The sequence below is a fragment of the Haloechinothrix halophila YIM 93223 genome, assembly GCF_000504245.1.
GTDB lineage: Bacteria > Actinomycetota > Actinomycetes > Mycobacteriales > Pseudonocardiaceae > Haloechinothrix_A > Haloechinothrix_A halophila.
Genome location: NZ_KI632509.1, coordinates 721,408 through 741,970, shown reverse-complemented (window position 1 = coordinate 741,970; position 20,563 = coordinate 721,408). Strand labels below are relative to the sequence as shown.

Sequence of the window (20,563 nt, the reverse complement as noted above, 5' to 3'; positions counted from 1 at the left end):
CAGCGGCCACGACCGGCCGCGTGACGGAGAAGGAGAACCACCATGAAGTACCTGCTGCTGAAGCACTACCGGGGCGCGCCTGCGCCGGTCAACGACGTGCCGATGGACAAGTGGACGCCGGAGGAGGTCGACGCGCACATGCAGTACATGCGCGACTTCGCCGCACGCCTGGAAGAGACGGGCGAATTCGTCGACGGACAAGCGCTCGCACCCGAGGGCGCGTTCGTCCGGTATGACGGTGAGGGGCACCCACCGGTGACCGATGGCCCGTTCGCCGAGACCAAGGACCTCATCGCAGGCTGGATGGTCATCGACGTGGAGTCGTGGGACCGCGCGGTCGAGCTGGCCGGGGAGCTGTCCGCCGCTCCCGGGGCTGGTGGTGAGCCGATCCACGAGTGGCTGGAGGTGCGTCCGTTTCTGTCAGAGCAGACCACGGTGACCGAGTGAACGAGTCGCCGCTCCGGGAGCTGGTTCCCGCGGTGATCGGTGTCCTCGTCCGGCGCGGAGCAGACTTCGCGTCGGCCGAGGACGCCGTGCAAGAGGCCCTGGTCCGTGCGCTGGATACCTGGTCGGACGACCCACCGCGCGATCCGAAGGCATGGCTCGTCGCGGTCGCCTGGCGCAAGTTCCTCGACGCCGCCCGCGCCGAAGCGTCGCGGCGGGGACGGGAGCTGGCCGTGGATGTGGAACCCCCTGCCGGTCCGGTGCCAGCCACGGACGACACGCTGCGGCTCTACTTCCTGTGTGCGCACCCCATCCTGCCCCCGGCCTCGGCCGTCGCCCTGACACTGCGCGCAGTCGGTGGCCTGACCACGCGGCAGATCGCTGCGGCCTACCTCGTCCCCGAGGCGACCATGGCGCAGCGGATCACCAGGGCCAAGCGGCGGCTCGCGGGGCTGCGGCTCGACCAGCCTGGCGATCTCGGGACGGTGCTACGGGTGCTCTACCTCGTGTTCAACGAGGGGTATAGCGGGGACGTCGACCTGGCGGCTGAGGCGATCCGCCTCACCCGCCACCTCGTCGCCTTGACCGACGAACCCGAGGTCGCGGGGCTGCTCGCGCTCATGCTGCTGCACCACGCGCGTCGCGCGTCTCGCACCGGCCCGGGAGGTCGCTTGGTGCCGCTTGCTGAGCAAGACCGATCGCGCTGGGACACCGGGCTGATCACCGAGGGAGTGATGATCCTGCAGGCCGCGCTGGCCCGCGACCGGCTGGGCGAGTACCAGGCGCAGGCCGCGATCGCCGCCCTGCACGCGGACGCCCCGAGCACCTCCGAGACGGATTGGGTACAGATCGTGGAGTGGTACGACGAACTGCTGCTCCTCACTGACAGCCCAGTGGTGCGGCTCAACCGCGCGGTGGCGGTCGGCGAGGCCGACGGACCGCGGGCCGGGCTGGTGGCGCTGGCCGACGTGGACCCCGACTTGCCGCGTTACACCGCGGCGACGGCATACCTGCATGAACGCGCCGGTGACCTCGAGCATGCCGCCGAGCTGTATGCCGAGGCCTCCCGCGCCGCGACCAGCGTGCCGGAGCGTGACCACCTCACCCGCGAAGCCGCTCGGGTGCGGCAGCTGCTGCGGCCGTAAGTGCATCCTGAAGTGGGTGGCTATGACCTGCGGACGGCGCAGTGGGTCATACGCTCCGAGCTGAACAACTGCCGTATTCCCCTCCTTATTGAGATGCTGGCGCTGTGGATCTGGGTTTCAGCGGAGAGGTGGTCGACTTCTACCACCGATATCGGCGCGGCTATCCGGCGTCAGTGATCGATTCGCTAGTGACAGCCTTCCAGCTAACTGAGAGCGATGCCGTGCTCGATCTTGGATGCGGGACGGGGCAGTTGACGTTGCCAATGGCTCGACGAGTGCATGCGGTGGCCGGGGTGGATCCGGAGCCGGACATGCTGTTGCGTGCTCGACGTGTCGCCTGCGAACAGGACGTAGGAAACGTGAGCTGGGTGCTGGGTTCGGATGCCGATATCCCCGGCCTCGCATCGCTCATAGGCCGGTCGTTTGGGGCGGTGACGATTGGACAGGCGTTGCACTGGATGGATCACGACCGGTTGTTCCGCGTGCTAGCCCCGGTTTGTCGCCATGGTGGTGGAGTCGCGGTGGTGACGAACGGAACCCCGCTGTGGCTGCAGGACAGCGGCTGGTCGCGCGCGTTGCGTCGGTGGCTGGAGCACTGGCTGGGCACCCGGCTGGTCAATACCTGCGGAGCCGATGAGGCTACTCAGGATCGCTACTGCGAGAGCTTGGCAACTGCGGGGTTCCAAGTAGCTAAGACCAGTGTCGGGTATACCGATGAGCTAGACGGCGAGCGGATCGTCGGTGGCCTCTATTCGGCATTGTCAGCCGCACAGCTACCCGCGATCGAGCAGCGATCGGTGCTAGCCGAAGAGATCCGTAAGGTGGTTGAGCCGCATCGACCGTTTGTAGAACAAGTTCACATTGCCATCATAATTGGCCACATCGAGTAATACCTCGGTCCTCACAGTTCGGAAGCTGGCAGCATTCCTGCGGCGCTCCACTTCGGGGCGCCGCCTACAGACGTGGACGAGTTGGAGGTGCGGCTTTCGCAAAGTATCACAGAGGCGGGACCTTCAAGAAACCCCAGGTCCACAGTAGACATCCTGTGGCCTGGGGTTTCGTTCTGAGAGCGGATGACGGGAATCGAACCCGCGTTCTCAGCTTGGGAATCATCCCGAGGTGCCTGGAAAGCGGCTCTGACCTGCGGGCGGCGGTCGCGGTGTACCTCGGTTGACCGTGGTTGACCGGGGCATGTTGTTGGGATATTGCTGTGGCATCTCCTATTCCGAATCCGCGATTGCCCCGTATGACGCCCAATGTCGGATCGCATGCTCCACAGGGGCCGGAAGTAGGAGCACTTCTGGTGTTGCGGCCACGTGCCCCGGCACCTTGCAGCGCTCGGAGTGGGCAATGTGGTCACGGACAATGGCACGGTCCTCATTCAGGCCCTCTCCCGCGTCGCCGGAGAGTTCGAACCAGTAGAGCCACTCCCCGTGCTCGTCGGTGAGCCGGAAGATCGCCTCGACTGCCATGCGTTCCGGGTCGAGGCTGGCGCGACATTCGTCGGCCCTGTTGTTTAACATGCGCATCCACTCGTCGACTTCGGCGCTCTTACCCGGCTTGATGCGGTGTCGAGTCAGCTCCAAGCGGAGCCTTGGTGGCAAGGTGGCTGGCCTGTTTTCCATGGCCCCGCACCATATACATCGCGCCCGCATTGCTCACCGCCTTTTCTCCCCGTTCCCTTCGTCCTTGCCCTCTCGTAGCGCCGTGGCGGTGGTGTCAAGGGTGCGCGTGAGCGCATCGCGTCAGCGACGCCGCAGGCGCCCTTGATGCCGTCGCGGCGTTCGACCATCCGGGGGGACGAAGGCGGCGGGGACCTAGGTGACGCGCGGCTGCCAAGGTGGGCCGAACGATGCTGGCGTGCTGGTCCGTCGTGGTGTGGCGAGCCGCCCTTGACCTGCTAGAGCGCATTCGTCAATACCGCCCGAGGGCCGGGCTACCCGCAAGCTCGTCACCCGTACCAACCACGGCACCTCGTCTGTCGCTCGGCGCGTGGTGGTGGCGTGGTGCGCGACCTCCGGGCCAGCTTCGGAGACACGGCGACGACGCGGCTGGTGTCGCGGCTCGCCTCGCTAGTTGTTGGGATGTTGCTGACACCCCGTGGTGATCTACGCAAAAGAGAACCCCAGGTCCACAGTAGATGTGCTGTGGCCTGGGGTTTCTCTATGAGAGCGGATGACGGGAATCGAACCCGCGTTCTCAGCTTGGGAAGCTGATGTTCTACCATTGAACTACATCCGCATGGCGACAAACAGGATACACACCAGCGGATCATCCGTGTCCACCCTCCCCACATCTCACCGTAGGGTTGACCCCTCGCCGCAAAGTGACAACACTTGTTGTCGGGTGCTGGCACTCGACCAACGACGGTGGGTGAGACCGATGACGGACCACGAACGCCTCCCCGATCCCGAGCTGTTCGCCTCCGGGCGGATGCAGCGTGCGGTGCGGCTCGCCGGGAACCGCGACCTCAGGGCGGACGCCGCCCAGCTCGCGCGGTTGCGGCGGTTCGCGCAGGCGGACGATCCACTCGCCGACGACGTCGTCGCCATGATCCACGCGATGCCGCACGGTGAGGGGCGCGCGCTGTTCGAGCAGGCCCTGACCAGCGGGATCGACGCCATCGACGACCCGCCCGCGCCACTTGTCGCGTTCTTCCGCGACGTCGAGGCCACGCCGTACTGGGTGGACTTCGACCGCATCGACCAGGGCGCGCGCTCGATCATCCGCACCGGGCTGCTCGGCATGTTCCCGCTCGGTGACATGTCACTGATGGGTGGCTACCTCGCGTCCCGCGCAGTCAAGACGCTGGTCAGCACCGGCGACCTTGAGCACACCGCCGCCCGCAGGCTCGCAGAGACCGCGTCGTGGTGGATCGACGTCACCACCCCCGGGGCGCTCCACCCGCAGGGCGAGGGCGCGCGGGCCGCGCTGCGTATCCGGCTGGTGCACGCCTTCGTGCGCGATGCGATGAACCGCCGCGACGACTGGGACTACGACGCCTGGGACCGGCCGGTCAACCAGGTGCAGACCGTCGGCACGCTCCTTCTCTTCTCGCTGGTGTTCCTGCTGGGCACGCAGTTACTCGGCATCCGCTACACCCAGCAGGAACGCGAAGACGTCATGCACCTGTGGCGCTACGTCGGCTGGCTAATGGGCGTCGACGACGAACTCCTGCCTGGCAGCGAGGCCGACGCCTGGCGACTGTTGTGGCTACTTGCCACGACCGAGTTCATCCCGGACGACGACTCCAAACGGCTCGCCAAGGCCTTGCTCGCGCAGAACGCGAACATCGGCGCCGGGCTCGGCCCGCTGTCCGGCGTCGTCGGGTCGGCGTCGGTGAGCCTGCACGCCGCGATCAGCCGCATGCTGATCGGCAGCAACAACGCCGACTACCTCGGCCTGCCGCGCAACCGCCTCACCGACGCCGCGGTGCGCGGCATCGCCGGAGTCACGTTCGCGGCCGAGACCGTGCGGATGCGAGTGCCCGGCGCGACCACACTGCAGCAGAAGGTTGGCGAGCTCACCCGCTCGCATTACCTCGCGCAGGTCAGCAAGATGTTGCCGCTGGACCGCAGCTACTCCCGTTCCATGGACGCCCCGGTGGACGGCGCCGCGTAGCCACGCACCCGCTGCGTCCACCCCATGCACGGCCTCGCTCACAGCCATAACGAAGGAGTACGCCGCCGCTCGCCCACCCGCACCACGGTTTAGGGTGTGGCTGTGCTCCTCAGTGACCGCGACCTGCGTAAAGAGATCGAAGCCGGACGGCTTGAGCTTGACCCCTTCGACGTCGAAATGGTGCAGCCGTCCAGCATCGACGTGCGCCTCGATCGGTTCTTCCGGGTCTTCGACAACACGAAGTACACCCACATCGACCCGTCACTGCAGCAGGACGAGCTGACCTCGCTGGTGGAGCAGACCGGTGACGACCCGTTCGTGCTGCACCCCGGCGAGTTCGTGCTCGGCTCGACCTTCGAGATGGTCACGCTGCCGGACGACCTCGCCGGACGCCTTGAGGGCAAGTCCTCACTCGGCAGGCTCGGGCTGTTGACCCACTCCACGGCGGGCTTCATCGACCCCGGATTCAACGGGCACATCACGCTGGAGCTGTCGAACGTCGCCAACCTGCCGATCACGCTGTGGCCGGGAATGAAGATCGGCCAGCTGTGCCTGTTCCGGCTGTCCAGTGCGGCGGAGTTCCCGTACGGCACGAAGCAGGCGGGCTCGCGCTACCAGGGGCAACGCGGGCCGACACCGAGCAGGGCGTACCGGAACTTCCACCGCACCGACACCCGCCGCTAGCGCACGCCTGCGGTCGCCTTCGGCTGCGTACGTCGCCGCGTCGCGGGCACCGGACCCGCCGCCGCGACGGTGTACATCCAGGCCCACAGGATCCAGGCCGAGAACCACACGACGCCAACGACGACGAAGCCCAGCGTCCACAGCCACTCCGGCACACCCGGTTTGCGCTCCCGCTGCAACAGCTCGTGCTCCGGGCCGAACGTCCGCGTGCCCGACTCGGCCGCGACCGGCGGGGCGGCGATCTCGCTGTCGTACGGCAAGTACACCGGCAGCGCGGCCATCAGGTTGTTGCCGGTATGCAGCCGGACACCGGTTTTCCAGCTGCCGTACACCGGGACCGACCGCTCCGAGCGGTAGACGCCGTCCGCGCCCTTGACCATCTCCGTGCGGAAGAAATCCCCGCCCTGCCAGGAGATCACCGACAGCCAGTTCAGGTCGGTATCGGCGTCGCTCGGGTGCAGCGTCACCGCGAGGTCCACCCAGCGTGGCGGCACGCCCTCGTTGGTGTCATTGGCGATCGTGCGGCTAGCACTCGCCTCGGTCACCACCAGGTCGCCGGTGATCGGCGGCGGGTCCTGCGGCGGCACGACGACGGCCATCACGCCGACCATCCCCACCGCGCCCGCGAGCCCAAGCGCGTGTGTGGTGCGCATACGGGTGCGGGAGCCAAGCCGCGGATCGGACGCGGTGCGCCGTCCGATCTCGTCCAGCCGCTGCAACTGCCACACCGCGGCGAGACCCGCGCTGACCCCGGCGATCGTGCCGAACACCATGAACTTGCCGATCATCTCGGCGGGCCAGGCTTGTGGCATGAACCAGTGCGTCGCTGGCCACTCCGACAGCACGCCGATGGTGCCAACGGCAACACCGGACACCGCCCCGAAGAGGTACCCACGCTTGGGTGAGATCACCAGCGCGACCAGTTCGATCAGGATCGCCTCGCCGATGTACGGCAGGAACGGCGCGGGCGTCAGGTCGAACGGCACCACAACGACGTAGAGCAGGCAGCGCAGCGCCACGTAGAGCCCGATCGCGGCAAGCGCCCCACCGGGTCCGAACGTCACCCGCGCGTAGATCAGGCCCCACGTCGTCGCGATCGCCACCAGCACGACCTGGTTGAGCAGCGGGAACTGCGGGATGCCGTGTTCGAACTCCATCAGAAACGCGGTGATCGTGGTGACCCACATACCGCCGACCAGCACGCCCCACAGCTTCTCGCCGCGCCCGGTCATCGCCCGCGCGCCGACCTGCTTCGCCTCCGCGAGCAGCAGCATGATGCCGATCGGCGTCAGCACCGCACCGCCGATCATGAGGACGTGCGTCGGGCCCCACTCGGTGACGTCCTGGCCGAACAGCCGGTGCCAGATGTCATCGAGTGGGAACCCGGCGACGCCGACGATGCCGCACACCATCACCACGATCGAGCCCATGGGTGCCCGCCACGCGGGGCCGATCCGGAACGTCCGCAGCGGCAGTTCCTTGCGTGCGAGCGTCGCGCTGATCACGCCGGCCGAGAAGATTCCGAGCAACGCGAAGTAGATCGGGTAGTGCGATGGGTTGGCCAGCGGCCCCTCGTCGCGGCCAAGCTCCATGTGGATCGGCACGTCCCAATAGACCCCGATGCCGCCGGTGATGTCGGCGAGGATCAGCAGGTAGATCGGCAGCCCTGCCCAGCGCGGCAGGCCGTCGTAGCGCGAGACGGTGTCGGCGAGCCTGCCGAGCAGTGTGCGTTTGCCAGCCCGTTCTCGCATCACGAAGATCATCAGCGGCACGATCACCGCGAACGCCAGGATGGCCGCGATGATCACCTCGTCGAGTGCCGCGCCACCGGCCGGTGGTGCCTCCCGCACGCTGCCCATATCCGCTCGCTTCCGTCATCGTCGACGTCGACCCGAAGCCGCTACCAGTGGTTAGCGTTACTTCGGGTCACACTTAGATGTACGGTACAACGAGTACCATTAAAATTTCCAGTACCTCTGGGACACTGTGACGTGTGACGGTGAAACGACGCTCCGTGCCCGCGCGCCAGGACGGCCGCGCGACGCGGTGGGCTGGCCAGCGCGAACGCAGGCGCAGGGAGTTCGTCGACGCCGCGCTCAAGGCGATCACCGAGCACGGTCCGCACGTCTCAACGCAGCAGATCGCGGATCGCGCAGGTGTGCCACGCACCCGGCTGTACCGGCACTTCAACGGCAAGGCGGACTTGGCGGCGGCGATCGCGGAGCGGGTCATCGAGCAGGTCGTCGTCGAGCTGGACCCGGTGTGGAACCCACGCGGCACGCCGATGGAGATGATCGAACTAGCGGTGCGCACCCACGTCGCGTGGATGGCGGAGCACGCGGCGATCTATCAGTACGTCATCAACATCGGCGGCGAAGCAGGCGCGTCGGCGTACCACGATGTCAAGGTCGCGGTCAGCGGCCACATCGCTGCGCTGTTCCGGGAGTACCTGCACGCATCTGGCGGCGACACCACGGCGGCCGAACCCGCGGCGTACGGGTTGGTCGGCTTCGTCGACGCCGCGACGACTCGATGGCTGGAGCACCCCGACGAGCAGACCCGCGAGGAGCTGGTCCGCAAACTCGTCGACTGGGCGTGGCTGCTGATCTCGGACACCGCCGCGAAGAGCGGGCTCGAGCTGGACCCGCACCAGCGGTTGCCGACCCCGAAGGAGCTGCGCGCCCAGCACGCGACGCGCTAGGCACGGAACAGTGACGACGCGCGTCAGTGCGATGTTGATCAGCTTACCCTCCCGTGCGACCAAATACTGTCCGCTTTGCCGTATTTAAATCGTCATACGAGAGGGCAAGCTGATCGGCGACGCGATCAAGAGGAGGACGAGCCGCCGTCCTGCTTGTCCTGCTCGGGGAGCGGCGTGCCACTGGGGACGGACGCCGTTGACACATCCGCCTCGCCGTTGGCTTCCGCCTCGCCGCCGACCTCGGGCTCAGAGCCGTTGCCAGCGCCGTTGCCCGCGGCGCCGGCGGCTGGCGTCGGCTCCGGCGCGGCGGCACCGTCCGAGCCCTCCGGCGCGGGCGTGCGCTTCACCGAGGACAGCAGCAGCTGCGCGACGTCGACGACCTCGACGTGCTCATCGGCCTGCTGGTCATTCTTACGCTGGGTGACGCCGTCGGTGAGCATCACGCGGCAGAACGGGCAGCCCGTCGCGATCTTGGTCGGCGCGGTGCCGAGCGCCTCGTCGACGCGCTCGACGTTGATCCGCTTCCCGATGCGCTCTTCCATCCACATCCGGGCGCCACCGGCACCACAGCACATCGAGCGGTCACCGTGGCGCGGCATCTCCCGCAGCTGCGCACCGGACGCGCCGACAAGATCACGCGGCGCCTCGTACACCTGGTTGTGGCGGCCGAGGAAGCACGGGTCGTGGTACGTCACGCCCTGGGCAACCGGCGCGACCGGAGTGAGCCGCTTCTCCCGCACCAGCTTGTTGAGCAGCTGGGTGTGGTGCACGACCTCGTACTGCCCACCGAGCTCCGGATACTCGTTCGCCATGGTGTTGAAGCAGTGCGCACAGGTGACGACGATCTTGCGCTTGAGCGGCTCGACATCCTCGAACACCGAGTTCAGCACCTCGACGTTCTGCTGCGCCAGCATCTGGAACACGAACTCGTTACCCGCGCGGCGAGCCGGGTCACCGGTACAGGTCTCCTCGGAGCCGAGCACCTTGTAGCTGACGCCGGCCATGTGCAGCAGCTCGGCGACGGCCTTGGTCGTCTTCTTCGCGCGGTCCTCGAACGCACCCGCGCAGCCGACCCAGAACAGGTACTCGGTGTCGCCCCACTCGCCGTCGAACACCGGGACCTCGAAGTCGACCTCCTTGGTCCAGTCCAGCCGGTCCTTGGCGTTCTGGCCCCACGGGTTGCCCTTGTTCTCCAGGTTCTTGAACATCCCGCCCAGCTCGGTGGGGAAGTTCGACTCGATCATCACCTGGTAGCGGCGCATGTCGACGATGTGGTCGACGTGCTCGATGTCGACAGGGCACTGCTCGACGCAGGCACCACAGTTGGTGCACGACCAGAGCATGTCCGGGTCGATGACGCCGTTCTCCTCGGGGCCGCCGATCAGCGGGCGCTCCGACTCGGCCAGCGCGAGGACGTCGATCCCGGCATGCGGGTCATCGCCCTCAAGGCCGATCTCCTCGCCCATCATGTCCTTCTTGCCGCCCTCGAGCAGGTACGGCGCCTTGGCATAGGCGTGGTCACGCAGCTGCGTGATCAGCAGCTTCGGCGACAGCGGCTTGCCGGTGTTCCACGCGGGACACTGCGACTGGCACCGACCGCACTCGGTACAGGTGGTGAAGTCCAGCCAGCCCTTCCAGGAGAAGTCCTCGACCTGACCGGCACCGAAGACGTCCTTCTCCGGGTCGGCCTCCTCGAAGTCGAGCGGCTTGCCGTCGCTCATCATCGGCTTCAGCGCACCGAGCGCCTGGCTGCCGTCGTCCTCACGCTTGAAGTAGATGTTGAAGAACGCGCTGAACCGGTGCCACGCGACACCCATCGTCATGTAACGCGACACGACGACGACCCACACCATCGCGCCCATCAGCTTGATGAACGCCATGATCACGACGCCGTTCGGGCTGGTCGGCAGCAGCTCAGCCAGCGGAGCGGTGGTGAAGCTCGCCCACAACGGCGAGTGGTCGAGGCCGCTGGCGATCTTGAACGCCTTGACGCCGAGGATGCCGAGGCCCTCGATGATCACGACAGCTTCGACGAAGTACGCCTGCCAGAAGTTCGACCCGGCGAAGCGGGACTGCCGGTCGGCGCGGCGCGGGTGGTTCAGCTGGCGGATGATCGCCAGCGCGACGCCGCCGACGACGGTGCCGAGCCCGAGCAGCTCGATCGCGAGGCTCCAGACCACCCACTCACCGATGATCGGCCAGTGGAAGCTAGGCACGAACACTTCGCCGTAGGCCTCGAACAGCACGGCGGAGCCGATCAGGAAGCCCCACATCACCATCCAGTGCCACACCCCGACGTGGCGCAGTTTGTTCATCCGCGTGTGGGCGGCGAACTCCTTGACCAGCGTCTTCATGCGTGGCACGAACGGACCGTTGCGCGTGGCGTCGGGCTGTCCGAGACGGATGATCTTGACCATGCGCAGGACCGTCGCGACGAACATTCCCCACGCGACGATGCTGAACAGGACGGCGATACCGCCGAGCGTGAGCTCTAGCGCACCCATGGAGCGGGCCTTTCTGCTGGCGTAATGCTTACGGAGCGGGCTTACCCTACTGATGGGTAATCGATCGACTGCGCCCTTGTCCCGTCGATGTGTTCTACGACTCCCGACAAACTTGGACGATAGTTCAGGTAGTGTGGAACCGCAGTGTGAAATCACACAGTGCGACAGGAGGTGCTGCCGTGGCCGCCTACATGCTCCTCGCCGGGGCAATCGTGCTCGAGGTCATCGGCACGACCGCACTCAAGCTGTCCGAGGGCTTCACCCGGCCGTGGCCCTCCGCGCTGGTGGTCGGCAGCTACCTGCTCGCCTTCGCCGCGCTCGGCCAGGTGCTCAAGCTCGGCATGCCGGTCGGCGTCGCCTACGCCATCTGGGCGGCGTTCGGGATCGCGTTGATCGCGACCGTCGGTGTGGTGTTTTTCAAGGAACAACTCACCATGCCGATGGTCATGGGGCTCGGGCTCGTCATCGGCGGAGTCGTCTTGCTCGAACTAGGTAGGGCGCCGCGGTGAGCGTGCAAACGGACGGCCGCAAGGCACGTGGCGAACGACGTCGCCAGGAGATCATCGCCGCCACGCTGCGGGTGATCGAGCGGGACGGCGTCGCGGGCGTCACCCATCGGACGGTCGCCAGGGAGGCCAGCATCCCCACGGCTTCGACGACGTATCACTTCGCCACGCTGGATGACCTGCTGATCGCGACGCTCATCTCCTGCGCGCGGGACATGGCCACCGAGGTGTACTGGATGATCGACCGCGCGCGCTCCCGCGAGGGGCTGCGCCGATCGTCGGACTCAAGCGGCGGGCCAAGCGCGGCCGATGAGGTATCCGCGCTACTCGCCGAGGCGCTCGGGCCCCGGCGCGGCAGGACGATGGCGGAGTACGAGCTGTATCTGCTCGCGTCACGCAGACCCGCGCTGCGCCCTGCCGCCAGGCGCTGGTTGGACGTCTTGACGTCGATGGTGCGTCACGACGACGAGGTGGCGTTCCGGGTGTTTCTCGCCGGGATCGACGGCTTACTGATCCAGGGTCTGATCGACGACGAGCCGCCGACGGCGGACGAGCTGCGCCCCGTGGTGGAGTACCTGCTCAAGCCGCGCTGACCCGCCCGGGAGCGGTTCCCGGGCGGGAGGGCGGATGGTTGGTGCTCAGCCCTTGTTCTCGTAGATCGCTGTGATGCTCGCCCGCGCCAGGGTGGTGCCGAACATGTTGAAGCCGAGAAACGCGGGCGAAGCGTTCTCGTCGACGTCCAGTTTGTCGGCCGAGAGCGCGTGCACCGTGAAGATGTAGCGGTGCGGGCCGTGCCCGGGCGGCGGTGCGGCACCGAGGTACTGACGCACACCGCCGTCGGTCTTCAGGGTGACCGCCCCGACGGGCAGGCCGGAGCCACTGGCGTCACCCGCGCCGGACGGCAGCTCGGTCGTGGTCACCGGGATGTTGCAGACGGCCCAGTGCCAGAAGCCGCTCGCGGTCGGGGCGTCCGGGTCGAAGCAGGTGACGGCGAAGCTCTTGGTCTCGGCGGGGAAGTCGCTCCACGCCAGGTGTGGCGAGCGGTCCTCACCGCCTGCGCCGAAAATGCCGGACAGATGCGGCGTCGCCAGCGTCTCGCCCTCGGCGATGTCGCTACTGCGCAGCGTGAACGAGGGCACCTGCGGCAGGAAGTCGTACGGGTTGGGTGGTTGTGCCATGAGTCCTCCTGGGATCGAAAGCGTGCTTGCCGAAGACGTATGCCCGCGAGGTTAGTAGTCCGCGCTGAAAGACGCCTTCGCTGCCGTGGGCGCGATCTTGCGATTGACATCGTCGACGGTGTCGAGACACATCTGCTCGTCCCACTACATACGCACCGGCGCGGTTCAGGGCGTTTCTGGGGGTTGTCCCTGATGTGGCACCGGCGCACCACGTCCTAACGTCGTCATCCTGGGATCTCGAACGGAGGGCATGGTGTCTCGAACTAGCAGGGCGATCGCGGGGGTGCTGTTCCTCGGCGTCGCGGTGGTGATCGCGACCGGGTGGTGGAAGCCGTCAACGGCTTCGGCGAACGACACGGTCACCGAGCCCTTGCGCCATGTGGAGATCGACAACGACAGCGGTGACGTGAGCATCCGCGCCGAGGACGTCGAGACCACGACGGTGAACCAGGAGCTCCGGTACCACTGGGACGAACCGGACACCGCGTTCGAGGTGAAGGACGGCACCCTCGAACTCGACGGCTGCGGCTGGCGGTGCGACGTCAGCTACGAGGTCGTCGTCCCGCTCGGCACCACGGTGAGCGGCAGCGTCGACTCCGGCAGCATCGTGCTCGACGGCGTCGCCGACGTCGACGTTGACGCCGACAGCGGAAGCATCACGCTCAGCGACATCGACGGCTCGGTCGTGGCCGACGCCGATTCCGGCAGCATCACCGGCAATGGCCTCAGCGGTCCGATCGAGGTCGACGCCGACTCAGGCAAGATCGAACTCGCCCTGAACAAGCCGAGCGACGTCACCGCGCAGGCCGACTCCGGCTCCATCGAGCTGACCGTGCCGGATGTGGCGTACAACGTCTCCTCCCAGGTTGACTCCGGCGGCGAGGAGATCGACGTCCGCACCGACCCGGACTCACCGCACCTGCTGGACCTGGACGCCGACAGCGGAAGCATCACCGTCCGCACGGGCTGACGCGAGCCGCATCACGCCGGGAACAAACTCCGCACCCCCACCCGTTACACGGGCAGTGAGGTTGAGTGTGATTCACTCAAGTCTGAGTTGACGCGGACGAACCCGTCCGGTTAGAACTTGAGCCAGTCATACTCAACATAAACGCAAGACCCCAGCTAGACACAGGAGGACCACCCATGGCGCGAACGGTCGGCATCGACCTCGGGACGACCAACTCGGTCGTCGCTGTCCTCGAAGGTGGCGAGCCGACGGTCATCGCCAACTCCGAGGGTTCCCGCACCACCCCGTCCATCGTCGCCTTCGCCAAGAACGGCGAGGTACTCACCGGTCAGCCCGCCAAGAACCAGGCGGTGACCAACGTCGACCGCACCATCCGCTCGGTCAAGCGGCACATGGGCACCGACTGGAAGACCGAGATCGATGGCAAGAACTACACCGCGCAGGAGATCAGCGCCCGGGTGCTGATGAAGCTCAAGCGCGACGCCGAGGCGTACCTCGGCGAGGAGGTCACCGACGCGGTCATCACCGTTCCGGCCTACTTCGAGGACGCCCAGCGGCAGGCCACCAAGGAAGCGGGCCAGATCGCGGGCATGAACGTGCTGCGCATCGTCAACGAGCCGACCTCAGCCGCGCTGGCTTATGGCCTCGACAAGGGTGAGAAGGAGCAGACCATCCTGGTCTTCGACCTCGGTGGCGGCACCTTCGACGTCTCGCTGCTCGAGCTCGGCGAGGGCGTCGTCGAGGTCCGCGCGACCAGCGGTGACAACCACCTCGGTGGTGACGACTGGGACGAGCGGATCGTGCAGTGGCTGGTCGACAAGTTCAAGGCCTCGCAGGGCATCGACCTGACCAAGGACCGGATGGCGCTGCAGCGCATCAAGGAAGCCGCCGAGAAGGCCAAGATCGAGCTGTCCAGCTCGTCGACCGCCAACATCAACCTGCCCTACATCACGGTCGACGCGGACAAGAACCCACTCTTCCTCGACGAGACGCTCTCGCGCGCCGAGTTCCAGCGGATCACGCAGGACCTGCTCGACCGCACCAAGGCGCCGTTCCACAACGTCATCAAGGACGCTGGCATCTCCGTCAGCGACATCGACCACGTCGTGCTCGTCGGTGGCTCCACCCGGATGCCAGCCGTCGTCGACCTGGTCAAGGAGCTGACCGGCGGCCAGGAGCCGAACAAGGGCGTCAACCCGGACGAGGTCGTCGCCGTCGGCGCCGGGCTGCAGGCCGGTGTGCTCAAGGGCGAGGTCAAGGACGTCCTGCTGCTCGACGTCACCCCGCTGTCGCTGGGTATCGAGACCAAGGGCGGCGTGTTCACCAAGCTCATCGAGCGCAACACCACGATCCCGACCAACCGCTCCGAGGTCTTCTCCACGGCGGACGACAACCAGCCGTCGGTGCAGATCCAGGTGTTCCAGGGTGAGCGCGAGATCGCCGCGCACAACAAGAAGCTCGGCAGCTTCGAGCTGACCGGCATCCCGCCAGCACCGCGTGGCGTGCCGCAGATCGAGGTCGGCTTCGACATCGACGCCAACGGCATCGTGCACGTGACCGCGAAGGACCTCGGCACGGGCAAGGAGCAGAGCATCAAGATCACCGGTGGTTCCGCGCTGGCGCAGGAAGACATCGACCGGATGGTCAAGGATGCCGAGGCCCACGCCGAGGAAGACCGCAAGCGGCGCGAGGAGGCCGAGACCCGCAACCAGGCGGAAACCCTCGTCTACCAGACGGAGAAGTTCGTCACGGACAACGAGGACAAGCTGCCTGACGAGGTCAAGACCAAGGTCAATGACGCGGTCAGCGAACTCAACGAGGCGCTGAAGGGCACCGACACCGCCGCGATCCAGTCCGCGATGGAGAAGCTGACGCAGGAGTCGCAGGCCATGGGCTCCTCGATGTACGCGGACCAGCAGGACGCGACGGCCGGTGCCGCCGGTGACGCCGGTGGCGCGTCTGAGTCGGCTGGCGCCGAAGACGTTGTCGATGCCGAGATCGTTGACGAAGACAAGTCCGAGGGCGACAAGAAGTGAGTGGCAACTACGACGAAGGCGAAGCCGTCAGGCCGGAGGAGCCAGTCATCGTGCGGGACCGTCGCAAGATCGATCCCGAAACGGGCGAACTCCGCGAAGAACCGATCGTCGAGGACGCCCCCCGACCCGCGGATGGCTCAGGGCCGCCCGCGGGCGGGGAGATCGTCGACGATGCGGTGGCACCGGCCTCCGACGTAGAGAAGGAACTCGCGGAACGCACTGCTGACCTGCAGCGCGTGCAGGCTGAGTACGCCAACTACCGCAAGCGCGTCGAGCGGGACAAGGTCGCCAACACCACGGCGGCCAAGGCGTCCCTCGCCAACCAGTTGCTGCCACTGCTCGATGACATCGAGCGCGCGGAGCAGCACGGCGATCTCACCGGCGCGTTCAAGGCGGTGGCGGACAAGCTGGTCACGACGCTGCAGCAGGCTGGTCTCGAATCGTTCGGCACGGAGAACGAGCCGTTCGACCCGAGCGTGCACGAGGCGGTGCAGCACAACACGTCATCGGACGTCAAGGAACCGACGGTGACAACGGTGCTCCGCCGCGGCTACAAGTTCGGCGAGCGGGTGCTGCGGCCTGCGATGGTCGCGGTGACCGATCACGAACCCGGGCAGGAAGAGCGGCCGGAGGTGCTGGTGGACCCGGCGGAACCGGCCGAACCGCCAGCCCGAGAAGAGAACAACTGACGAAAGGAGGAGACGTCCGGTGACCGCTCGTGAGTGGCTCGGCAAGGATTTCTACCGTGAGCTGGGCGTCTCCTCCGACGCGTCGACGGAGGAGATCAAGAAGGCGTACCGGAAGCTGGCACGGGAGAACCACCCCGACGCCAACCCCGGCAACCCGGATGCCGAGAAGAAGTTCAAGGCGGTGTCGGAGGCCTATGGTGTGCTGTCCGACCCCGCTAAGCGCAAGGAGTACGACGAGGCGCGTGCGCTGTTCGGCTCCGGTGCGGGCACCGGTGGTGCCGGTGGCGGCTTCGGCTTCCCCGGCGGCGGTGGCGCTGGCGGGTTCGACTTCGGCGACCTGTTCGGTGCCCAGACCGCCAACCAAGGTGGGATGGGAGGCCTTGGTGACATCCTCGGCGGCCTGTTCGGCAGGCGCGGGGCGACCGGTGCCGGCCCATCGGTGGCGCAGCGCGGCTCCGACGTCGAGACCGACATCAGGATCGACTTCGCCGAGGCGGTCAAGGGCGCGACCATGCCGCTGCGGCTGTCCAGCCCCGCCAAGTGCGGTAGCTGCGCGGGTTCCGGCGCCAAGCCGGGCACGACCCCGCGCACGTGTCCGACCTGTGGTGGCGCCGGACTACTCAACACAAGCCAGGGCGCGTTCGCGTTCTCCGAGCCTTGCCGCGACTGCCGGGGCAGGGGCGCGATCATCGACAACCCGTGCCCCGAGTGCGGCGGCGACGGCGTCTCGACCCGTACTCGCACCCTGACCGTGCGGATCCCGCCCGGCGTTGACAACGACCAGCGGATCCGGCTCGCCGGGCAAGGCGAACCGGGCAGAGGTGGCGCGACGGCTGGCGACCTGTACGTGCGGGTGCACGTCACGCCACACCCGGTTTTCGGGCGGTCCGGCAACAACCTGACGATCACCGTGCCGGTGGAGTTCACCGAACTCGCGCTCGGCACCACGATCAGCGTGCCGACGCTCGACGGCAAGGTGTCCGTGAAGGTGCCAGCCGGGACCAACAACGGCAAGGTGCTGCGCGTGCGCGGCAAGGGCATCGCCAAGCGGGAAGGCACGACCGGCGACCTGCTGGTGACGTTGCAGGTCACGGTGCCTGACAACCTCACGGACGACGCCGAGACCGCGTTGCGCGAGTACGCCGAGAAGATCAAGAAGCATGACCCGCGGCCGGAGATCACCAAGTTGCTGAAGGAGCGATAATGTCGCTGCGCTTCCCTCAGGGTTTCGGCGGTCTGCCCCACGGGGCGGACGAAACGACGCCGGTGTTCGTGATCTCCGTTGCCGCGGAGCTGTCCGGGCTGCACGCGCAGACACTGCGCACCTACGACCGGATGGGCCTGGTCTCGCCGGGCAGGACGTCCGGTGGCGGCAGGCGCTACTCGATGCGCGACATCGCGCTGCTGCGCGAGGTGCAGCGACTCTCGCAGGAAGACGGCGTCAACCTCGCTGGCATCAAACGGATCATCGAACTGGAGGGCCAGGTCGACGCGCTGCGTGGCAAGGTCGCCGAGCTGACAGAGGAGCTGGCGGCGGCGTACGCGGCCGCCGAGCAGGCCGCCGCCGCGGTGCACGCGTCGTACCGCAAGGAGCTGGTGCCGATGCGCCAGGAGACGGCGCTGGTGGTCTGGAAACCCAAACGCTGGCGGTAGCAGCCGCCGCCCGTTGCGCCGTGTCCGACGCTCAGGACGTTGTGTCCTGCACTCTGGACGTTGTGTCCTGCATTCAGGACGCCGTGTTCGGCACTCCCAACGTCGTGTTCGTCACTCGGGACGCGGTCTCACCACCCCAGTGATCGACTGCTGCTCGCTCATCTGCGCGTAACCGCGCACGCGAGCCCGTTTACTCCCGACACATCGAAAGTATCCGAATCGCCCGATTCCGGCCCACCTCTACGGTCCCATGCAGTATCGTCACCGTTCGTTCACGCGGCCGCGACGAACGATCTGGGGCGAGCTGAACGTTCGAGCTCTGACCTAATGCGGAAGGAGCCGACGTGTCCACATTGCGCGCCGCCACCATCACAGCCACCGCGCTCGCGTTGAGTGCCTGTGCCGGGCCGAAGCCGCTCAAGATCCCCGGAGACGCATCCGATTCGGTCACGGGACGGACGTGTCTCAAAGCTCAACCAGGGAACCCGGCCATCTCGATCCCCATCCACGGCGTGAAGTCGATCGGCGAGAGCGCCGTGACCATTACGGACATCGAGCTTGTTGACGCCAAGCAGATGACGTTGGTGGGCGCGGAGATCGCGCAGTGGCCGCCCGACGTACCCAACAAGGTCCCCAACACCGTGGTTGGCGGACCCTTTCCGCCAGACGAACGTGACCCGGAGCTGGTGTGGGGAAACGGACTGACCGCAACCGACGCTGTGCTGGATCCCGGGACGACGTGGACCTTGTCCGTAGGCGTCAAGCCCGGGGCAGCCGTGAGCGTTCTTAAGTGGATCACGGTGAAGTACGTCGACGCGGACGGTAATGACTACGTGTCGCATACCGCGGAAGCCTTCATGGTCCGGGCTGACTGCTTCGTCGACCACGATTCGCCCGCGGGCTACGACTGACGTACCTGACATAGGCGTGTCGGGTGTGCACGACCGGCGATCTGTCGAACACGGCGTCCCGAGCGCAGGACACGGCGTCCTCAGCGTCGGACACGGCGTCGAGACTGCAGGACACAACGTCGAGACTGCAGGACACGGCGCCGGGGCCGCCCGGCGTCAGTCCGTCGTGAAGGAGTCGTAGGAGATCTGGTCGAAGGTGGTGCCGGTGACGAGCATCCGGGAGACCGTCGAGCGGATCATGCCGGGGGAGCCGGACACCAGCACGTCGTGGTCACGCCAGGCCCCGTGGCCGGTGACGACTTCCGCGAGCTGGCCCTTCTCGCCGCCGTCGGCCGAACCGTCCTCGGTCACCGGCACGACCGTCAGCCATGAGTGCCGCTCGGCGAGCGCACGCAGCTCGTTCAGGTAGTACAAGTCGTCCACCCTGCGACCGCCGAAGAACATCGTCACGTATGGCCGGGTGTCCCTGGCACTCAGCTCATCGATCACACCGAGCAGCGGCGCGATGCCGGTGCCGCCGCCGACGAGCAGCATGTCGCGGTCGGCCGCCGGGTTGGCCCACAGGTTCCCCAGCGGCGAACCGATCCGCCAGACGTCGCCGAGGCAGGTGTAGCCCACCAATGCCCTGCTGACCCAGCCGCCGTCGACCGCACGGACGTGGAAATCGATCGTGCCGTCCTCGCGCGGCGCATTGGCCGGGGACAGGTAACGCCACAGCCGAGGCCGCTGCGGGCTCTCGATGCTCACGTACTGGCCGGTGTAGAACGGCACCGATCGGTCGGGCTGGACCCTGATCAGCGCGGTATCCCAGTCGAGCCTGGTGTGTTCGACGACCTGGGCCTGCCACCAGGCTGGGCCGTCATCGGACGCGGAGCCCTCCTGCATGGCGCCAGCGATGATCGCGAAGGCGTCCGCCCAGGCGCGCTCGACCTCCTCGGTCCAGTCGTCGCCCGAGTAGTGCCGTAGCGCGCCGAGCAACGCCGTGCCGACCGACTCGTAGTGCTTGGTGACGACGCCGAACTTGCGGTGGTCCCGACCGAGCTGCCGCAGGAACGGCGTCAGCTCCTGCGGCCGGTCCACCATTTGCACGATGTGCACCAGCGCGCGCAACAGTCTGCTGCGCTGCATCTCCATGTTGGCCGGGAACATGTCCCGCGTATCGGGTGCGATGGCGAACAACAACGCGTAGAACTGGCGTGACAGCCCTTCCGAGTGCTGCTCGATTTTGGCGAAGCTCTCCCTGATGATGCTGACGACGCGCTCAGCGTCGCGCTGGCGCGCGCTGCTGGAGCCCGATGGCTCTTCTGGCTCGTCGAGCACGGCGTTCACTGTCATCTGTGCGAGGCTTCTCCACGATCGCAGGTAGTCGCGGGCATACGAAGTCGCGCTGACCACGACCCCGCCGGTTTATCACCCAGTCGAGACTAACCTGATTCTGCATGAAATAAAGCCACTGTGGTTCGGCCAACTGGTGCGAACTGCGTTCCGTACCAGGGCGACTGCCTGGCGTAACGACTCCTA

The 20,563-nt window shown here is 66.9% G+C and carries 19 protein-coding genes and 1 tRNA gene; 14 read left to right on the top strand and 6 right to left on the bottom strand.

The window, feature by feature from the left end; genetic code table 11:
* Nucleotides 1–42: 42 nt before the first annotated feature.
* From AMYHA_RS03390 to AMYHA_RS03380, 3 genes are all read left to right on the top strand, one after another.
* A complete protein-coding gene (locus tag AMYHA_RS03390) occupies nucleotides 43–447 on the top strand; it encodes a YciI family protein (RefSeq protein WP_034267863.1) in 405 nt (134 codons plus the stop codon).
* Nucleotides 444–1,589, top strand: coding sequence for an RNA polymerase sigma factor (locus AMYHA_RS03385; RefSeq protein ID WP_034267860.1), 1,146 nt, complete (start codon nucleotides 444–446; stop codon nucleotides 1,587–1,589). Before AMYHA_RS03390 ends, AMYHA_RS03385 begins: the two co-directional genes overlap by 4 nt.
* A 104-nt stretch (nucleotides 1,590–1,693) precedes the next feature.
* The gene (locus tag AMYHA_RS03380; protein WP_034267858.1) at nucleotides 1,694–2,479 is read left to right on the top strand and encodes a class I SAM-dependent methyltransferase; all 786 of its coding nucleotides are present in this window, start codon (nucleotides 1,694–1,696) and stop codon (nucleotides 2,477–2,479) included.
* Between the two features lie 330 nt (nucleotides 2,480–2,809).
* On the opposite strand, the gene AMYHA_RS03375 is transcribed toward AMYHA_RS03380, so the two are convergent.
* On the bottom strand, nucleotides 2,810–3,214 hold the full coding sequence (locus tag AMYHA_RS03375) for a DUF6176 family protein (RefSeq protein WP_051399500.1): 405 nt from the start codon (nucleotides 3,212–3,214) through the stop codon (nucleotides 2,810–2,812).
* A gap of 545 nt (nucleotides 3,215–3,759) precedes the next feature.
* A tRNA-Gly gene (locus AMYHA_RS03370) sits at nucleotides 3,760–3,830 on the bottom strand.
* A 141-nt stretch (nucleotides 3,831–3,971) separates the two neighbouring features.
* On the opposite strand from AMYHA_RS03370, the gene AMYHA_RS03365 reads away from it, so the two are divergent.
* Entirely contained in the window at nucleotides 3,972–5,210 is a 1,239-nt protein-coding gene (locus AMYHA_RS03365; protein WP_034267855.1) for an oxygenase MpaB family protein, read from the top strand.
* Between the two features lie 102 nt (nucleotides 5,211–5,312).
* Nucleotides 5,313–5,894, top strand: a complete 582-nt coding sequence (gene dcd / locus AMYHA_RS03360; protein WP_034275627.1) for a dCTP deaminase — start codon at nucleotides 5,313–5,315, stop codon at nucleotides 5,892–5,894.
* On the opposite strand, the gene AMYHA_RS03355 is transcribed toward dcd, so the two are convergent.
* Nucleotides 5,891–7,753, bottom strand: a complete 1,863-nt coding sequence (locus AMYHA_RS03355) for a hypothetical protein (protein WP_034267853.1) — start codon at nucleotides 7,751–7,753, stop codon at nucleotides 5,891–5,893. The two genes, dcd and AMYHA_RS03355, sit on opposite strands and share 4 nt — an antisense overlap.
* 134 nt (nucleotides 7,754–7,887) lie before the next feature.
* Here AMYHA_RS03355 and AMYHA_RS03350 point away from each other — a divergent pair, with 134 nt between their 5' ends.
* A complete protein-coding gene (locus AMYHA_RS03350) occupies nucleotides 7,888–8,595 on the top strand; it encodes a TetR/AcrR family transcriptional regulator (RefSeq protein ID WP_231104607.1) in 708 nt (235 codons plus the stop codon).
* Nucleotides 8,596–8,720: 125 nt separating this feature from the next.
* Here AMYHA_RS03350 and AMYHA_RS03345 read toward each other — a convergent pair whose 3' ends face one another.
* Nucleotides 8,721–11,099, bottom strand: a complete 2,379-nt coding sequence (locus AMYHA_RS03345; RefSeq protein WP_034267847.1) for a (Fe-S)-binding protein — start codon at nucleotides 11,097–11,099, stop codon at nucleotides 8,721–8,723.
* A gap of 179 nt (nucleotides 11,100–11,278) precedes the next feature.
* Between AMYHA_RS03345 and AMYHA_RS03340 the strand changes: the two genes are divergently transcribed.
* Together AMYHA_RS03340 and AMYHA_RS03335 are read left to right on the top strand one after the other, a co-directional pair.
* Nucleotides 11,279–11,608 carry a DMT family transporter gene (locus AMYHA_RS03340; RefSeq protein ID WP_157361771.1) on the top strand — a complete coding sequence of 110 codons (330 nt, stop codon included), beginning with the start codon at nucleotides 11,279–11,281 and terminating at the stop codon, nucleotides 11,606–11,608.
* Complete coding sequence (locus AMYHA_RS03335) at nucleotides 11,605–12,198, top strand: TetR/AcrR family transcriptional regulator (RefSeq protein ID WP_034267844.1); 594 nt, start codon at nucleotides 11,605–11,607, stop codon at nucleotides 12,196–12,198. The genes AMYHA_RS03340 and AMYHA_RS03335 overlap by 4 nt, the downstream gene beginning before the upstream one ends.
* A gap of 45 nt (nucleotides 12,199–12,243) precedes the next feature.
* Here AMYHA_RS03335 and AMYHA_RS03330 read toward each other — a convergent pair whose 3' ends face one another.
* Nucleotides 12,244–12,783, bottom strand: coding sequence for a YbhB/YbcL family Raf kinase inhibitor-like protein (locus AMYHA_RS03330; RefSeq protein WP_034267841.1), 540 nt, complete (start codon nucleotides 12,781–12,783; stop codon nucleotides 12,244–12,246).
* A gap of 250 nt (nucleotides 12,784–13,033) precedes the next feature.
* On the opposite strand from AMYHA_RS03330, the gene AMYHA_RS03325 reads away from it, so the two are divergent.
* From AMYHA_RS03325 to AMYHA_RS03300, 6 genes are all read left to right on the top strand, one after another.
* Nucleotides 13,034–13,753 carry a DUF4097 family beta strand repeat-containing protein gene (locus tag AMYHA_RS03325; protein ID WP_084036783.1) on the top strand — a complete coding sequence of 240 codons (720 nt, stop codon included), beginning with the start codon at nucleotides 13,034–13,036 and terminating at the stop codon, nucleotides 13,751–13,753.
* 176 nt (nucleotides 13,754–13,929) lie between these two features.
* A complete protein-coding gene (gene dnaK, locus AMYHA_RS03320) occupies nucleotides 13,930–15,789 on the top strand; it encodes a molecular chaperone DnaK (protein ID WP_034267838.1) in 1,860 nt (619 codons plus the stop codon).
* Nucleotides 15,786–16,478, top strand: a complete 693-nt coding sequence (gene grpE, locus AMYHA_RS03315) for a nucleotide exchange factor GrpE (RefSeq protein ID WP_051399498.1) — start codon at nucleotides 15,786–15,788, stop codon at nucleotides 16,476–16,478. Before dnaK ends, grpE begins: the two co-directional genes overlap by 4 nt.
* A gap of 19 nt (nucleotides 16,479–16,497) precedes the next feature.
* Nucleotides 16,498–17,682, top strand: coding sequence for a molecular chaperone DnaJ (dnaJ, locus tag AMYHA_RS03310; protein WP_034267836.1), 1,185 nt, complete (start codon nucleotides 16,498–16,500; stop codon nucleotides 17,680–17,682).
* The gene (locus tag AMYHA_RS03305) at nucleotides 17,682–18,131 is read left to right on the top strand and encodes a heat shock protein transcriptional repressor HspR (protein WP_034267833.1); all 450 of its coding nucleotides are present in this window, start codon (nucleotides 17,682–17,684) and stop codon (nucleotides 18,129–18,131) included. Before dnaJ ends, AMYHA_RS03305 begins: the two co-directional genes overlap by 1 nt.
* A 353-nt stretch (nucleotides 18,132–18,484) precedes the next feature.
* Nucleotides 18,485–19,042 (top strand): hypothetical protein, encoded by a 558-nt coding sequence (locus AMYHA_RS03300; RefSeq protein ID WP_157361769.1) that lies wholly within the window; start codon nucleotides 18,485–18,487, stop codon nucleotides 19,040–19,042.
* 156 nt (nucleotides 19,043–19,198) lie between these two features.
* Here the strand turns inward: AMYHA_RS03300 and AMYHA_RS03295 are convergent, their stop codons facing one another.
* Entirely contained in the window at nucleotides 19,199–20,377 is a 1,179-nt protein-coding gene (locus tag AMYHA_RS03295; protein WP_084036781.1) for a globin domain-containing protein, read from the bottom strand.
* Nucleotides 20,378–20,563 lie beyond the last annotated feature (186 nt).

Coding starts and splice junctions, on each gene's coding strand:
- AMYHA_RS03345 (WP_034267847.1), bottom strand. CDS start 11,099: ATGGGTGCGCTAGAGCTCACGCTCGGCGGTATCGCCGTCCTGTTCAGC.
- AMYHA_RS03355 (WP_034267853.1), bottom strand. CDS start 7,753: ATGGGCAGCGTGCGGGAGGCACCACCGGCCGGTGGCGCGGCACTCGAC.
- AMYHA_RS03330 (WP_034267841.1), bottom strand. CDS start 12,783: ATGGCACAACCACCCAACCCGTACGACTTCCTGCCGCAGGTGCCCTCG.
- AMYHA_RS03390 (WP_034267863.1), top strand. CDS start 43: ATGAAGTACCTGCTGCTGAAGCACTACCGGGGCGCGCCTGCGCCGGTC.
- dnaK (WP_034267838.1), top strand. CDS start 13,930: ATGGCGCGAACGGTCGGCATCGACCTCGGGACGACCAACTCGGTCGTC.
- AMYHA_RS03295 (WP_084036781.1), bottom strand. CDS start 20,377: ATGACAGTGAACGCCGTGCTCGACGAGCCAGAAGAGCCATCGGGCTCC.
- AMYHA_RS03305 (WP_034267833.1), top strand. CDS start 17,682: ATGTCGCTGCGCTTCCCTCAGGGTTTCGGCGGTCTGCCCCACGGGGCG.
- AMYHA_RS03325 (WP_084036783.1), top strand. CDS start 13,034: ATGGTGTCTCGAACTAGCAGGGCGATCGCGGGGGTGCTGTTCCTCGGC.
- AMYHA_RS03365 (WP_034267855.1), top strand. CDS start 3,972: ATGACGGACCACGAACGCCTCCCCGATCCCGAGCTGTTCGCCTCCGGG.
- AMYHA_RS03375 (WP_051399500.1), bottom strand. CDS start 3,214: ATGGAAAACAGGCCAGCCACCTTGCCACCAAGGCTCCGCTTGGAGCTG.